General features: G+C 66.2%; 14 protein-coding genes. 9 read left to right on the top strand and 5 right to left on the bottom strand.

The features are described from left to right. Positions 1 to 6: 6 nt before the first annotated feature. Together HWX14_RS35430 and HWX14_RS35425 are read right to left on the bottom strand one after the other, a co-directional pair. Positions 7 to 972 carry a PDR/VanB family oxidoreductase gene (locus HWX14_RS35430; protein ID WP_175886683.1) on the bottom strand — a complete coding sequence of 322 codons (966 nt, stop codon included), beginning with the start codon at positions 970 to 972 and terminating at the stop codon, positions 7 to 9. Next, on the bottom strand, positions 969 to 2,048 hold the full coding sequence (locus tag HWX14_RS35425; protein ID WP_175886682.1) for an aromatic ring-hydroxylating dioxygenase subunit alpha: 1,080 nt from the start codon (positions 2,046 to 2,048) through the stop codon (positions 969 to 971). The genes HWX14_RS35430 and HWX14_RS35425 overlap by 4 nt, the downstream gene beginning before the upstream one ends. A gap of 201 nt (positions 2,049 to 2,249) precedes the next feature. Between HWX14_RS35425 and HWX14_RS35420 the strand changes: the two genes are divergently transcribed. After that, positions 2,250 to 2,738, top strand: coding sequence for a MarR family transcriptional regulator (locus HWX14_RS35420; protein ID WP_126368719.1), 489 nt, complete (start codon positions 2,250 to 2,252; stop codon positions 2,736 to 2,738). Positions 2,739 to 2,798: 60 nt separating this feature from the next. Here the strand turns inward: HWX14_RS35420 and HWX14_RS35415 are convergent, their stop codons facing one another. After that, positions 2,799 to 3,545 carry a TetR/AcrR family transcriptional regulator gene (locus HWX14_RS35415; RefSeq protein WP_175886681.1) on the bottom strand — a complete coding sequence of 249 codons (747 nt, stop codon included), beginning with the start codon at positions 3,543 to 3,545 and terminating at the stop codon, positions 2,799 to 2,801. Positions 3,546 to 3,715: 170 nt separating this feature from the next. Between HWX14_RS35415 and HWX14_RS35410 the strand changes: the two genes are divergently transcribed. From HWX14_RS35410 to HWX14_RS35375, 8 genes are all read left to right on the top strand, one after another. After that, complete coding sequence (locus HWX14_RS35410) at positions 3,716 to 4,897, top strand: isovaleryl-CoA dehydrogenase (RefSeq protein WP_175886680.1); 1,182 nt, start codon at positions 3,716 to 3,718, stop codon at positions 4,895 to 4,897. Between the two features lie 31 nt (positions 4,898 to 4,928). Then, a complete protein-coding gene (locus HWX14_RS35405) occupies positions 4,929 to 6,536 on the top strand; it encodes a carboxyl transferase domain-containing protein (protein WP_175886679.1) in 1,608 nt (535 codons plus the stop codon). A gap of 19 nt (positions 6,537 to 6,555) precedes the next feature. Beyond that, positions 6,556 to 7,341, top strand: a complete 786-nt coding sequence (locus HWX14_RS35400; protein WP_175886678.1) for an enoyl-CoA hydratase/isomerase family protein — start codon at positions 6,556 to 6,558, stop codon at positions 7,339 to 7,341. Between the two features lie 36 nt (positions 7,342 to 7,377). Further along, positions 7,378 to 9,378, top strand: a complete 2,001-nt coding sequence (locus HWX14_RS35395; protein WP_175886677.1) for an acetyl/propionyl/methylcrotonyl-CoA carboxylase subunit alpha — start codon at positions 7,378 to 7,380, stop codon at positions 9,376 to 9,378. 523 nt (positions 9,379 to 9,901) lie between these two features. Then, positions 9,902 to 10,333, top strand: a complete 432-nt coding sequence (locus tag HWX14_RS35390) for an STM2901 family protein (RefSeq protein WP_175886676.1) — start codon at positions 9,902 to 9,904, stop codon at positions 10,331 to 10,333. Beyond that, entirely contained in the window at positions 10,333 to 10,671 is a 339-nt protein-coding gene (locus HWX14_RS35385; protein WP_175886675.1) for a DUF1493 family protein, read from the top strand. The genes HWX14_RS35390 and HWX14_RS35385 overlap by 1 nt, the downstream gene beginning before the upstream one ends. 186 nt (positions 10,672 to 10,857) lie before the next feature. Further along, on the top strand, positions 10,858 to 11,061 hold the full coding sequence (locus HWX14_RS35380) for a hypothetical protein (protein ID WP_011694854.1): 204 nt from the start codon (positions 10,858 to 10,860) through the stop codon (positions 11,059 to 11,061). A 42-nt stretch (positions 11,062 to 11,103) separates the two neighbouring features. Beyond that, the gene (locus tag HWX14_RS35375) at positions 11,104 to 13,218 is read left to right on the top strand and encodes a phospholipase C, phosphocholine-specific (RefSeq protein WP_175886674.1); all 2,115 of its coding nucleotides are present in this window, start codon (positions 11,104 to 11,106) and stop codon (positions 13,216 to 13,218) included. An 87-nt stretch (positions 13,219 to 13,305) separates the two neighbouring features. On the opposite strand, the gene HWX14_RS35370 is transcribed toward HWX14_RS35375, so the two are convergent. After that, a complete protein-coding gene (locus HWX14_RS35370; RefSeq protein WP_175886673.1) occupies positions 13,306 to 14,625 on the bottom strand; it encodes a galactosyl transferase GMA12/MNN10 domain protein in 1,320 nt (439 codons plus the stop codon). Then, a complete protein-coding gene (locus HWX14_RS35365; protein WP_175886672.1) occupies positions 14,622 to 14,768 on the bottom strand; it encodes a hypothetical protein in 147 nt (48 codons plus the stop codon). The genes HWX14_RS35370 and HWX14_RS35365 overlap by 4 nt, the downstream gene beginning before the upstream one ends. Positions 14,769 to 14,933: the final 165 nt, after the last annotated feature.

Genomic DNA, 14,933 nt, shown 5'->3' with positions numbered 1-14,933 from the left:
ACCGATCTACAGATCGAGTACCAGCAGGTCGGTGCGGGACCTCGAGCAGCACGGCATGAACTGGTCGCCGGCCGCCTTTTCGTCGTCCGTCAGATATGCATCGCGATGGTCGGGCTCGCCTTCCAGCACGCGGGTCAGACAAGTGCCGCACACGCCTTGCTCGCACGACGTCAGCACGTCGACGCCGTTCGCCGCCAGCGCCGCAATCACCGTGCATTCGGCCGGCACGTCGATCACCTTGCCGCTGCTCGCGATCCGGACCTGGAACGCGCGATCCGCGCCCGACGTCGCCACCGCGCCGCCGAAGAACTCGTAGTGCAGCCGTGCGTCGGCCCAGTTGCGCTCGCGCGCGGCGTTCAGCACCGCATCCATGAAGCCGCGCGGGCCGCATACGTACAGGTGCGTGCCGTCGGGCGCGCCGGCGAGCACGGCAGCCAGGTCGAAGCGTTGCGCGGGATCGCCATCGTCGAAGTGGAAGCGGGCGCGATCATGGAAGCCGGCCGCATTGATCCGCTCGACGAAGGCCATGCGCTCGGCCGAGCGCGCGCAGTAGTGCATGTCGAACGGCATGCCGGCCGAGAACAGCCGCTCCGCCATGCTGAGAATCGGCGTGACGCCGATCCCGCCGGCGAGCAACAGATGGTGCGGCGCGTCGGACGCGAGCGGGAACTGATTGCGCGGCAGGCCGATCCGCACGGTATCGCCTTGCCGGACTTCGTCGTGAATCGTGCGCGATCCGCCTCGACCTTCGGCCTCGCGCAGCACCGCGATCTGGTAGCGATCGCGTTGCTCCGGGTGGTTGCACAGCGAGTACTGGCGCACGAGCCCGCCCGGCAGATGCACGTCGATATGGGCGCCGGCGTCGAAGTGCGGCAATGGCGCGCCGTCGTCGCTGACCAGTTCGAAGCCGCAGATGTCGCGCGCTTCCTGCCACTTGCGAGCGACGCGCACCGTCAATGTCGCGCTGCTCATGACGCCTCCTTGACCTGCGCGACCGGAATCACGGGACGCTGCGGGCTCGCCGCGTTTTCGGCGGCGAGCAGCCGGTCGATCACCTTGCGCGACAGCACGCCGCCGGCGTCGATGTTGAGCTTGAGGAGCGTGCGATCGGGCCACTGCTCGAGATTGCGCTGCTGGCGCTCGAGCATCTCGAGATCTTCCGCGAAGATCTTGCCCTGGCCTTCGCGGATCTCGGCGGTCAGCGCGTCGTCGTCGGGCCGGAAGTTGCGCGCCATCCCCCAGAAGTACCAGATCGACGAGTCGGTCTCGGGCGTGATGAAGTCGACCACGATCGACGACGCCTTCTTGTTCGCCGGCGCATCGTAGCCGCCGTGGCCCGCATGCGCGACGCCCACTTCGATCATCACGTGGCTCGGCGGCGTGAAGCGGCAGATCTGCCAGCGGTCGACCGGCACGTCGTCGGCGAGGCCGTTGCCGCGCAGCGCCATCCGCCAGAACGGCGGCGGCATCACGTTCTGCATGAACCGGCTCGTGACGACTTCGTCGCCGTGGCTCGCCGTCTTCGGCGCCGCTTCGTCGATTTCCTTCTGGCCGATGCTGGACGCATGCACGTAGGTCTCGTGCGTGAGATCCATCAGGTTGTCGATCATCAGCCGGTAGTCGCAGCGGATGTGATACAGGCCGCCGCCGTGCGCCCAGGCCGGATCCTCGGCCCATGCCAGCGCGGGCAGCTTGGCCGGATCGGCTTCGGACGCGTCGCCGGGCCACACCCAGATGAATCCGTATCGTTCCACCACCGGAAAGCTGCGAATCGGCGGAAACCCGCCGACGCGCTGGCCCGGCATGCCGGCCGTCTTGCCGTTGCAGCCCATTTCGAGCCCGTGATAGCCGCACACGAGCACGCCGTCGCGCACGAACCCGAGCGACAGCGGCGCGCCGCGATGCGGGCAGAAGTCCTCGAGCGCGGCGACCTGGCCGTCCGCCGCGCGGTAAAGCACCATCGATTCGTTGCAGATCTTGCGGCCCAGCGGCTTGCCGTCGATCTCGTCAGGCGTGCACGCCACGTACCACGCGTTCTTGAGGAACATGTTCTTTGTCTCCTTCGGGGCGGTGCCGCCGGGGATGCGGCCCGATCTTCATTCCGTGTACTGAATGAGATTCAGTGTACTCATTGAGATTGGCGGATACAAGGCGAGCGGTATACTGGTTTTCCCGGGAAATGGCGCGAGGCAGCGCCATGCCGACGGCGCGCGCAACCGGTGCGCGCCGCCTATGTCATCGACTCATCCATGGAAAAAAAGACTCCCGCCGACCTGCCGGCTTTCCCGCTCGATCTGTACGACGAACCGGGGCACCTGATCCGGCGCGCGCACCAGATCGCGGTCGCGATGTTCTACGAGAAGCTGGGCCGGGACGTGACGCCCGTGCAGTACGCGGTCCTGCGGATGCTCTACGAGAATCCGGGGCTCGATCAGGTGACGCTCGCGCAGCGGGTGGCGCTCGACACGTCGACCACCGCCGATCTCGCGGTCCGGCTCGAAGCGAAAGGGCTGATCGTCCGCGAAGTGCTGCCGCGGCGTCAGCGGAGGTTGCTGCTGACGCCGGCCGGCGTCGAGTTGCTCACGCATCTGATTCCTTCGGTGAAGGAATTGCGTGCCGGGCTGTTCGACGGGATGGGCGAAGACGATTCGCAGGAACTGATGCGGCTGTTGCGCAAGTTCGTGCATTTGAACAACGAGCAGAGCCGCGCGCCGCTGCGGGTGAGCGAGGATTCGTAGCGGCTCCGAGGCAATGGAGGTGGGGCTACGGCGGGGCGGCAGCCGCGCGGGCCGCCGGCGTCACGCGCGTGACGCTTGCCCTTCCAGTCGCCGCACCGCTTCCGCGACTTCGTTCCTGAAGCGCACTAGCGCCGCTTGCTCCGGCGCCGGCGGCTGCATGGCGGCCCACAGCATGTCGATCAACTGCGTGGCCGTCGTTTCCGTATCGAGCTTGCGGTGCCCGAGGATCGCATCCCACAGCACGTGCTCCATCGGCCCGAACACCATCGAGCGCAGCAGGCTCAGCGGCAGATCCGCGCGAACCTGCCCGGCCGCCTGGCCGCGCGCGAGCACGTCCATCAGCGGCGCCGTGTAGCGGCGCTGCAGCGCGGTGAGCTCGTCGCTCAGCGCATGCTGCTTCGCACGGCCTTCCGACAGCACCAGCGCGCACAGCCCCGTGCCGTTCACGAGCATCAGCCGCAAGTGCGTGCGCACGATGAACGCGAACTGCTGCTGCACCGACGCGTCCCGCGGCATCCCGTGTTCGAACGCGGCGATGATTTCGTCGTACCAATCCGCGATCACACGCGCGCACAGCTCGCGCTTGCCGCGGAAATAGCTGAACACCGTCGCCTCCGACACGCCCACGCGCTGCGCGATCTCGGCGGCCGTCGCATGCTCGTAACCCTTTTCGGCGAACACTTCACGGCCGGCGCGCAGGATGTCCTGCACGCGCTGCTGGGATTTGCGCCCGGCGGGTGCGCGCGGCGTGTCGGCGCGGTCGGCTTTGGCGGTGGCGGTCATGGTGTCGGCGGCAGCGGCTGTCATGCTCGCATCATATCTGAGTATCACTCAGAAAACTATTGACGCCGAACCCGGCGAGGCGCGAAACTGTGCAAAATTTCCGCTGTATTGGTCAATGAATCGACGTATTCATTCGATTTGAGCGAAACTCAGAAATCGGTGAGTGCGACACACTTTCTGGAGACGGAGGAGACATGATCAACCTGCCCGGCGTGCAATTCATGCTCGGTGAAGACATCGAGATGCTGCGCGACGCCGTCGCGACGTTTGCGGCGAAGGAAATCACGCCGCGCGCGGCGGAAGTCGATCGCACCGACCAGTTCCCGATGGATCTGTGGAAGAAGTTCGGCGATCTCGGCGTGCTCGGCATGACCGTCTCCGAGGAATACGGCGGCGCGAACATGGGCTACACCGCGCACATGGTCGCGATGGAGGAGATCTCGCGCGCATCGGCGTCGATCGGCCTGTCGTACGGCGCGCACTCGAACCTGTGCGTGAACCAGATCCACCGCAACGGCACCGAAGCGCAAAAGCAGAAGTACCTGCCGAAGCTCGTGTCGGGCGAACACATCGGCGCGCTCGCGATGAGCGAGCCGAACGCCGGCTCCGACGTCGTCAGCATGAAGCTGCGCGCGGACAAGCGCGGCGACCGCTACGTGCTCAACGGCACGAAGATGTGGATCACGAACGGCCCCGACTGCGACACGCTCGTCGTCTACGCGAAGACGGACGTCGAAGCGAATTCGCGCGGCATCACCGCGTTCATCGTCGAGAAGGGGATGAAGGGCTTCTCGGTCGCGCAGAAGCTCGACAAGCTCGGCATGCGCGGCTCGCACACGGGCGAGCTGGTGTTTCAGGACGTCGAGGTGCCGGAAGAGAACATCCTCGGCCAGCTGAACGGCGGCGTGAAGGTGCTGATGAGCGGCCTCGACTACGAGCGCGCGGTGCTGTCGGGCGGCCCGACGGGCATCATGGCCGCGTGTCTCGACGCGGTGGTGCCGTATATCCACGACCGCAAGCAGTTCGGCCAGTCGATCGGCGAATTCCAGCTGATCCAGGGCAAGGTCGCCGACATGTACACCACGTTCCAGGCATGCCGCGCGTACCTGTACGCAGTGGGCCGCCATCTCGACTCGGCGGGCAGCGACCATATTCGCCAGGTGCGCAAGGACTGCGCGGGCGTGATCCTCTACACGGCCGAGAAGGCGACGTGGATGGCCGGCGAGGCGATCCAGATCCTCGGCGGCAACGGCTACATCAACGAATACCCGGTCGGCCGGCTGTGGCGCGATGCGAAGCTCTACGAGATCGGTGCCGGCACGAGCGAAATCCGCCGGATGCTGATCGGCCGCGAGCTGTTCGCGGAAACGATGTAACGCCCCACGTCACGCGAACGGAGCCCCGTCGATGCCGATCATCGAATCGAAACTGAACCCGCGTTCGGAAGACTTCCGCGCGAATGCCGCCGCGCTCGAGGCGGTCGTCGCCGACTTGCGCGCGAAGATCGAACAGCTCGCGCAGGGCGGCGGCCAGGCCGCGCGCGACAAGCACCTGTCGCGCGGCAAGCTGCTGCCGCGCGACCGCATCGCGCAACTGCTCGATCCGGGCGCGCCGTTCCTCGAGTTCTCGCAACTCGCGGCGAACGGGATGTACAACGACGACGCGCCGGGCGCGGGCGTGATCACCGGGATCGGCCGCATTGCCGGCCGCGAATGCGTGATCGTGTGCAACGACGCGACGGTCAAGGGCGGCACGTACTACCCGGTCACCGTGAAGAAGCACGTGCGCGCGCAGGAAATCGCCGCGGAAAACCGGCTGCCGTGCGTGTACCTCGTCGATTCGGGCGGCGCGAACCTGCCGAACCAGGACGACGTGTTTCCCGATCGCGACCACTTCGGCCGCATCTTCTTCAACCAGGCGACGATGTCGGCGGCGGGGATCGCGCAGATCGCCGTCGTGATGGGCTCGTGCACGGCCGGCGGCGCCTACGTGCCGGCGATGAGCGACGAGTCGATCATCGTGAAGGAACAGGGCACGATTTTCCTCGGCGGGCCGCCGCTCGTGAAGGCCGCGACCGGCGAGGAAGTGAGCGCCGAGGATCTCGGCGGCGGCGACGTGCATACGCGCCTGTCGGGCGTGGCCGACCATCTCGCGCAGAACGACGCGCATGCGCTGTCGATCGCGCGCAACATCGTCAGTCACCTCGCGCCGAAGATCGCGCCGCCGGTCGCGCTGCGCGAGCCGAAGCCGCCGCGCTACGACGCGAAGAGCCTGTACGGCGTGATTCCGGTCGATACGCGCAAGCCGTTCGACGTGCGCGAGGTGATCGCACGCATCGTCGACGATTCGGAGTTCGACGAATTCAAGGCGCGCTTCGGCACGACGCTCGTCACGGGCTTCGCGCACATCTGGGGCCATCCGGTCGGGATCGTCGCGAACAACGGCATCCTGTTTTCCGAGTCGGCCGTGAAGGGTGCGCATTTTATCGAGCTGTGCTGCCAGCGCAAGATCCCGCTCGTGTTCCTGCAGAACATCACGGGCTTCATGGTCGGCCGCAAGTACGAGAACGAAGGCATCGCACGTCACGGCGCGAAGATGGTGACGGCCGTGTCGAACGCGAAGGTGCCGAAGTTCACGGTGATCATCGGCGGCTCGTTCGGCGCCGGCAACTACGGGATGTGCGGCCGCGCGTTCGGCCCGCGTTTCCTGTGGATGTGGCCGAATGCACGGATCTCGGTGATGGGCGGCGAGCAGGCCGCGTCGGTGCTCGCGACCGTGCGCCGCGACGGCATCGAAGCGAAGGGCGGTTCGTGGTCGACCGAGGAAGAGGAGGCGTTCAAGCAGCCGATCCGCGACCAGTACGAGCGCCAGGGCCATCCGTATTACGCGAGCGCGCGGCTGTGGGACGACGGCGTGATCGATCCCGCGCAGACGCGCGACGTGCTCGGGCTCGGCCTGGCCGCGTCGATGAACGCGCCGATCGACGACACGCGCTTCGGCGTGTTCCGCATGTAACGCCCGGGAGGACCGACCGATGCGATACGAAACGATCAAGGTAAGCGAAGCCGGCCGCGTGGCGACCGTCACGCTCGCGCGTCCCGACGTGCGCAATGCGTTCAACGAGACGACCATCGCCGAGCTGACCACCGCGTTCGAATGGCTCGATGCGCACGCAGGCGTGCGCGCGATCGTGCTCGCCGCGGAAGGCGCCGCATTCTGCGCGGGCGCGGACCTGAACTGGATGAAGAAGATGGCCGGTTACTCGGACGACGAGAACCGCGCCGATGCGCGCAAGCTCGCGCGGATGCTCGAAGCGATCCATCGCTGCGGCAAGCCGGTGATCGCGCGCGTGCACGGCGACGCGTATGCGGGCGGCGTGGGCCTCGTCGCGGCGGCCGACATTGCGATCGCCGCCGACGGCGTGAAGTTCTGCCTGTCGGAAGCTCGGCTCGGGCTGATTCCCGCGACGATCGCACCGTACGTCGTGCGTGCGATGGGCGAGCGCGCGGCGCGACGCTACTTCACGACGGCCGAAGTGTTCGACAGCACGCGTGCCGCGTCGCTCGGCTTCATTCACGATGCGGTGCCGGCCGACGCGCTCGACGAAACGGTCGCGAAGCTGGCCGCGACGCTCGTCGCGAACGGCCCCGACGCGGTGAAGGCGTGCAAGCGGCTCGTCGCCGACGTGGCCGGCCGCGCGCTCGACGCGACGCTGATCGAGCAGACCGCCGACTGGATCGCGAAGACCCGCGCCGGCGCGGAAGCGCGCGAAGGGATCGCGTCCTTCCTCGAAAAGCGCACGCCGTCGTGGCGTGAATGATCGCGTGACCCCAACCTTCCGGACGACATCGAAGCCATGTTCGACAAGATTCTGATCGCCAACCGCGGCGAAATCGCGTGCCGCGTCGCCGCGACGTGCAAACGTCTCGGGATCGCGAGCGTCGCCGTCTATTCCGACGCGGATGCGAACGCGAAACACGTGGCCGCGTGCGACGAAGCCGTGCACATCGGCGGATCGGCCGCGGCAGACAGCTACCTGCGCATCGAGCGCATCATCGAAGCCGCGCGTGCGACCGGCGCGCAGGCGATTCACCCCGGCTACGGCTTTCTGTCGGAGAACGAAGATTTCGCGCACGCGTGCGAAGCGGCCGGTATCGTGTTCATCGGGCCGCCGGTCGACGCGATCGCGGCAATGGGATCGAAGGCCGCCGCGAAGGCGCTGATGCACGCGGCCGCCGTGCCGCTCGTGCCCGGCTATCACGGCGACGACCAGGATGCGGCCAACCTGCATCGCGAAGCCGACCAGATCGGCTACCCGGTGCTGCTGAAGGCAAGCGCGGGCGGCGGCGGCAAGGGGATGCGCGTGGTCGAGCGCTCCGAGGATTTCCCGGCGGCGCTCGCGTCGTGCCAGCGCGAAGCGGCAAGCAGCTTCGGCAACGACCGCGTGCTGATCGAGAAATACCTGACGCGCCCGCGTCACGTCGAAGTGCAGGTGTTCGGCGACACGCACGGCAATACCGTCTACCTGTTCGACCGCGACTGCTCGGTGCAGCGCCGTCACCAGAAGGTGCTCGAGGAAGCGCCGGCGCCGGGCCTGCATGAGGACGTGCGCCAGGCGATGGGCGAAGCGGCCGTCGCGGCCGCGCGCGCGGTCGGCTATGTTGGTGCGGGCACCGTCGAATTCATCATGACGGGCGAAGCGTTCTATTTCATGGAGATGAACACGCGCCTGCAGGTCGAGCATCCGGTGACCGAGATGGTCACGGGGCTCGACCTCGTCGAATGGCAACTGCGCGTCGCGGCGGGCGAGCCGCTGCCGCTGAAGCAGGAGGAACTGCGCGTGCAAGGCCATGCGCTCGAGGCGCGCCTGTACGCGGAGAATCCGGCGCGCGGCTTCCTGCCGTCGACGGGCACGCTCAAGCACCTGCGTTTGCCCGCAGGCGTCGAGTTCGACATCGGTGCGTCGGTGCGCGTCGACAGCGGCGTGCGCGAAGGCGATGCGATCACGCCGTTCTACGATCCGATGATCGCGAAGCTGATCGTGCACGGCGCGGATCGCGCGGAAGCGCTGGGCCTGATGCTGCGTGCGCTGCGCGCGTGCGAAGTGGTCGGCCTGCATACGAACGCCGCGTTCCTGCAGCGGATCGTCGCGTGCGAGCCGTTCGCGATCGCCGATCTCGACACGGGGCTGATCGAGCGCCACCACGATGCGCTGTTCGCGCCGCAACAGCCGCCGCGTGCGGCGCTTGCGCTGGCCTGCGCGGCGCTGCTTGCGCGCGAACGCGAGGCGGCCGCGCAGGAGGGCGCGTCGCCGTGGCGTTCGCTGCCGGACTGGCGGCTGAACGGCGGCTATCGCCGCACGCTCGCATGGCACGCGGCCGATCGCGAAGCGGACGTGACGGTCACGTACGAGGACGACGGCGCCGGCACGCGCGTCGCGATCGGCGATGCGGCCGCGCAGCCGTTCGCATGGACGCGTGGCGCGACGCCGCTCGATTTCGACGTGACGCTCGGTGGCGTGCGCAGCAGCGGCCGCGTGTATGCGGACGGCGATACGTTCCACGTGTTCACGCAGGGCGCGGTCGAGACGTTCGAATGGCGCAACCTGCTCGCGCATGCGGGCGACGCGGAGCAGGGCGGCGGCCGCTTGACCGCGCCGATGCCCGGCAAGGTGATTGCGGTGCTGGTCGAGCCGGGCCAGAAGGTCGAAGCCGGCACGCCGCTGATCGTGATGGAAGCGATGAAGATGGAGCACACGATCGGCGCGCCGAGCGCGGGCGTGGTCGCGGAAGTGCTGTACGGCGTCGGCGACCAGGTTGCGGATGGCGCGCAGTTGCTGATGGTGGCGGAAGGCTGAACGTTGCATACGCGTGAGGGCCGTTGCCGGCTCTTACGCACGGGCCATCGTGCCCCATAATCCGAGCGTCTCCGACACCATCCGGCGGCGAACACCTGATATGTCTGCATCAGGACGACATCGCATTCCAGTGTTGTGATCGTCGCGCTCGTCGCGCGTAGACAAAAACGAATAATTAGCATGTCGCAGCTTCAGGATTTTTGAATAATCCTGGGATTCTCGTCGGTGACCGGCCGCTCGATATGCGCTGTCGCGCTGCCTTGCACCGGTTTGCCCGTTGCAACAGTTGTTCAAAGATCGAAACCGGCCCCGTCCGGACTGCTGCGCCAAAACGAACTGACTGCTTCCTCTTGTGGAGAAAGGCCGCGCGCGATCGCGACTGCTTTCCGGGGTGTCCGGAAAATCACGCTCGATTGGAGAAACGGCTGCGCGTTCCTGCCCATGCTCGACATGGTTGCGTTAGCGTAATCGCCGGGATGTGCGGCCCGGTGTCCTGCGCAATGTAGCCGAGAGAAAGACTGAGATGGCGAGCAAATATAAATACGGAATTCACATCGACCTTACTCCGCCAGAACTTTTCTGCCTGATTGTTATCGACGTGGCCTGTGATGAATTGGGTATCGATGATGCTGTCGGGATTGCAATGATTTTGTTAGGTCAAAGGTTCGTGCCGACCAGAGGGAAATTCGCCGGAGCGGTCAAGGGAACCTCGATCGCATCCAGGGTATCGAGAAAGGTGTTGCCCTATGAACTCAAGTACAAGATTCTGCCCACGGTAACGTCATTCAAGAGCCTCCTGCTGCTCAAGATCAAATTTACCCGGGAGCTCGGCGCCTTTGTCGGGCGGGCCATACCGGTGGTCGGCTGGATCATTACCGCGATCGATATATCAGTCATCATGTATCGCTCGACAGTCACGTACAATGGCCTGGTCAAGCAGGAGGATCGCTTTTAATGGACGGTCGTCTGATAGAGATGGTGCGGGATGAGGCCGATTCGCCACTGTGGGGCGAACTCGAGATTACGGAGGACACGGATCTCTGCATCGATCTTGAAATTTCCGACAGGGCCATGTCGAGATTGATGCGGAGATTTTCGGAAACGTTTGGTGTCGATATTTCCGATTTCGACATTGATTATTATTACCCTTCGCGGAAACTGGGATTGGGTCGATTCTTGATGACGGTATTCAGGTCGCCATTCAGCGCCGACGCCAGGGACAAAATACTGGAGCGTCCGCTCACCATCAAAATGATGGAGACGGCGATTGAAACCGGGCGGTGGACGATGTAGCGGCTCCAAAAAAGGGCCAGTCGATGGCGCACCTGCGATTTCCGCACCCACGCGGGGATCTGCCTGCGCGTCGGCTGCTGTCGCGCGACACCGTCGTGTAACAAGTCGAACATAGCATCTCGGCGTCGATATGACCGGCGCGGGGTTCGCGTTCGCGTCACGTCATCATCCTCACGGAGAACCGTTATGCGAACGTCGGCCCTACGGCCTTTCGCGGTCGTCGGCCTGATCGCGCTGACCGCCGTCCTCGGCGCCTGCAACGACGACCTGACCGCACCCGCCGCGCCTGTCGCGCAGCAGAAGGCCGCGTGCGGCGGCGCCGTGGTGGCCACCGCGCAGATGCGCTGCCCGCCGGGCTTCACCGCGCCTGCTTCGTCGCCCGCTTCCTGATACCGGCCGTTTCCACCAGAAATCCCATCAAGAGCAACCAGCATGGCCCTCCATTCGCGACGCGATTTTCTGAAGTTCTCGGCCGGCCTCGCCGGCGCGACCGCCGCCACCGCACTGCTGCCGGAATCGATCCGCAAGGCGCTGGCGATCGAGCCGAACACCGTGACGGGCACGATCCAGGATGTGCAGCACATCGTCGTGTTCATGCAGGAGAACCGCTCGTTCGACCACTACCTCGGGCACCTGAGCGGCGTGCGCGGCTACAACGACCGTTTCCCCGTCACGCTGCCGAACGGCAAGCCGGTGTGGTTCCAGCCGCGCCAGGAAGACAAGTCGAGCGTGATCGCACCGTTCCGCTACGACACGACGAACCCGGGCGTCAACGCGCAATGTATCGGCGGCCTGCCGCACACGTGGGCGACGACGCACGGCGCGATCGACAACGGCCGCGCGGATCAGTGGGCCGTGCAGAAGTCGAACATGACGATGGGCTATCACGTTCGCGACGACATCCCGTTCCACTACGCGCTCGCGGATGCGTTCACGGTGTGCGACAACTACTTCTGCTCGATTCCGGGCAACACGCACCCGAACCGCATGTACCTGATGACGGGCATGGTCGATCCGCTCGGCACGGGCGGCGGCCCGTTGCTCGACAACACCGACTACATCGACAATCAGTTCGACAAGGTCCAGTTGCCGCCCTTCAGCTGGACGACCTATCCGGAACGGCTCGAAAAAGCCGGCATCTCGTGGCAGATCTATCAGCAGGGCACCGGGTTCGACAACTTCACCGGCAACTACGGCACGAACATGTTGGCGTGCTTCAACAACTTCGTGAACGCGCCGGCCGGTTCGTCGCTGCAGACGCGCGGGATGAGCACGCGTCCGATCACGCAGCTGAAGGCCGACGTGCAGGCGAATGCGCTGCCGCAGGTGTCGTGGCTGCTGCCGCCGGCCGCGTATTCCGAGCATCCGAAGTTCACGCCGCTGTACGGCGCGTACTACCTGTCGACGATCCTCGATGCGCTGACGTCCAATCCGGACGTGTGGAGCAAGACGGTCCTGCTGATCATGTACGACGAGAACGACGGCTTCTTCGACCATGTCGTGCCGCCGTCGGCGCCGACGCTGCCGGGCTCCGGCATGAGCACCGTGGACGTGTCGCTCGAGCGGCACAACGTCGTGACGGCGACGCAAGCCGGCACCTATACGGCCGACAACCTGCCGTACGGCCTCGGCCCGCGCGTGCCGATGTTCGTCGTGTCGCCGTGGTCGAAGGGCGGCTTCGTGTGTTCGCAGGTGTTCGATCACACGTCGGTGCTGCAATTCATCGAGAAGCGCTTCGGCGTGATGGAGACCAACATCTCGCCGTGGCGCCGCGCGATCTGCGGCGACCTGACGTCGGCGCTCGACTTCTCGAAATCGGATGCGACGCTGCCGACCCTGCCGAGCACGCAGGCGTATGTCGCGCAGGCGGATCTGCAATGCTCGCGGGCGTCGTCGCAGACCGCGCCGGCCAGCACCGCGCAGCAGGTCGTGACCGCGCAGGAGCCCGGCACGCGACCGGCGCGCGCGCTGCCGTACGAATTGCACGTCACCGGCCAGTTGCAGGCGCAAGGCTACGCGCTGACGTTCGCGAATACCGGCGCGCAGGGCGCGCATTTCTGGGTCTATACGGGCGACCCCACCGCGATGCCGCGGCGCTATACGGTCGAAGCCGGCAAGCAATTGACCGATACGTGGGCGCTCGATGCGAACGGCAACTACCTGGTGAGCGTGTGGGGGCCGAACGGTTATTTCCGGCGCTTCGCGGGCTCGGCTGCTGCGGATGCCGCTGCCAAGCCTGAAATCACGCCGTGCTACGACACCGCGAACGGCGACGTGTACGTGACGATCGCCAATGCAGGCACCGGCCCGCTCACGGTCACGGCAACCGATGTCGCATACGGCGGCGCGGCGCGCACGCTGACGGTCCCGGCTGGGCAGCGCGTCGAAGCGCACTGGGACCTGTCGTGCAGCAGCCACTGGTACGACCTGCAGTTCGCGGTGGCGGGCAATGCCGGCTGGACGCGCCGCATCGCGGGGCACGTCGAGACCGGCAAGGCGAGCCTTACCGACCCGGCAGCCGTGACGCCGACGATCGCGGCGATCTGACGACGGCAACCGATGCGACGACGCGCCGGCCGGTTGAATCCGGCCGGCGCGTCGCGTTTGCGAATCGATGACGTGGCGGCGGTGGCGTCAGCGCAGCAGCCCGTCGTCGTGCGCCATCATCAGCGCACGCATCGCGGACCACATGCCGTAGTAATGCACGATGTAGCTGCCTTCGCGGCGAAACAGCCAGGGTGTGTTGAAGCTGACGAGGTCGGCCACGCCTTCACCTTGCAACTGCCCGTCGCGCTCCATCGCGCGAATGAAATGCAGCTGGTCGCCGTCGCTGGCATAGACGCTCGAGCGGTCGTGCAGCGCGGCGATCGTCGTCATCAGGTCGCGCAGCATCGCGTCGTTGCGTTCGGTGCGGCGAAACGCCATCACGCCCGAATTGAACGCCCACTGGCCGATATCCTGCGCGAGCAGCCAGTCGCGTCCTTCGAGCAGCCGCTCGAGCGGTTGCCGCTGGTTCGCGATCAGCACGTCCGCATCGAGCCACACGACCCATTCATGGTGCTGCAGGTAGGCGTGCAGCAGCCACGGCTTGAACCAGTTGCCCGTCGCATTCAGCCCGATCTCGGCGGGAATGTCGCGATGCACGTACAGCGTGTAGCCGTGCGCGTCGCAGTAGCGGCGGAAATTCCGTTCGGCGACGCGTGCATAGCTGCCGATGTTCGGCGTGTACAGCATCATCAATGCAATCGTGCGGCCGGGGTTGTACGTGCTGCGCTCGGCGGTTTCGTCGGGTGCCGCGGCGGCGTGATCGAACGCGAACAGCGGCCGGCCGGCGGCGCGGCAGCGGTTGACGTACGCGACGAGCGTGTCGCGAAAGCGCGGCGTCGCGCCTTTGCGTTCGGGATCGTGCGGCGTGTCGTCGATGCTGATCGCGAACGTCGGTTCGCGGCTCCACATCGGATCGAGGTCGGGGCCGGACGGCATGACCGCGTACAGCCCGTCGATCGGCGTCATGTAGCGATGCGTATCGAGATCCGCGAACAGCGCGGCTTCCGACGTCAGCCTCGGCTCGCTGCCGAGCTTGCAGCGCTGCACGAGCCGCATCACGATCGCGCGCACGTCCGGCGTGTTGCGCCAGATCTGCACGTCGACCTGCGGCAGCGGCGACGCGAACGCGTCGACGAACAGCCTGTCGCGCCCGGTCATCAGGCGATCGAGCGCGACGGGTTCGATGATCGCCGCGTCTTCGCTGAGCAGCAGCACGAGTTCGTCGGGTTGCGCGCCGCGCAGCACGTGAAGCAGCGATTCGTAGCGATGCAGCGGCCGCAGCGGCAGCGCCTGCGGCATCGCGGATGCGTCGACGACCTCGTGACGATAGCCGTGCGCCTGCGCGTACCGGCGGTGGTTCTCGAGGCTCGCGGGCGCGGGCTGGCAAAAATGACTGAGGACGATCATCGTGCGCTCCGAAGGGCGGGCAGCGCGCACACGATCCGCGCGGTGTTCTTCAGCTCGGCACCCCGCCCGGATGCGCTTTCCTGCGAGCGCCGCCGCGGTTCGTCATGGAGGGTCTGGAAGACTTGCGCGGCATCGTGTTCCATTCTGTGTGCCTTGATTTTGATCGTGGTGCGGCGAGGTCGCGTGCTGCCTGCTCGAATGCCTCGAGAAAACCGGCCGCCGGGCGGCACGAGTATCGCATAGCGATCGGGCGGATTGGCACGGCCCTGGCCGGCCGCTGACCATCCCTGACAGTGTGCGGCCGGCGC

Source organism: Burkholderia sp. BCC0044, assembly GCF_902832955.1.
GTDB lineage: Bacteria > Pseudomonadota > Gammaproteobacteria > Burkholderiales > Burkholderiaceae > Burkholderia.
Note: the sequence above shows the minus strand (reverse complement) of the source record. Positions and strands in the feature narration are given on the sequence as shown.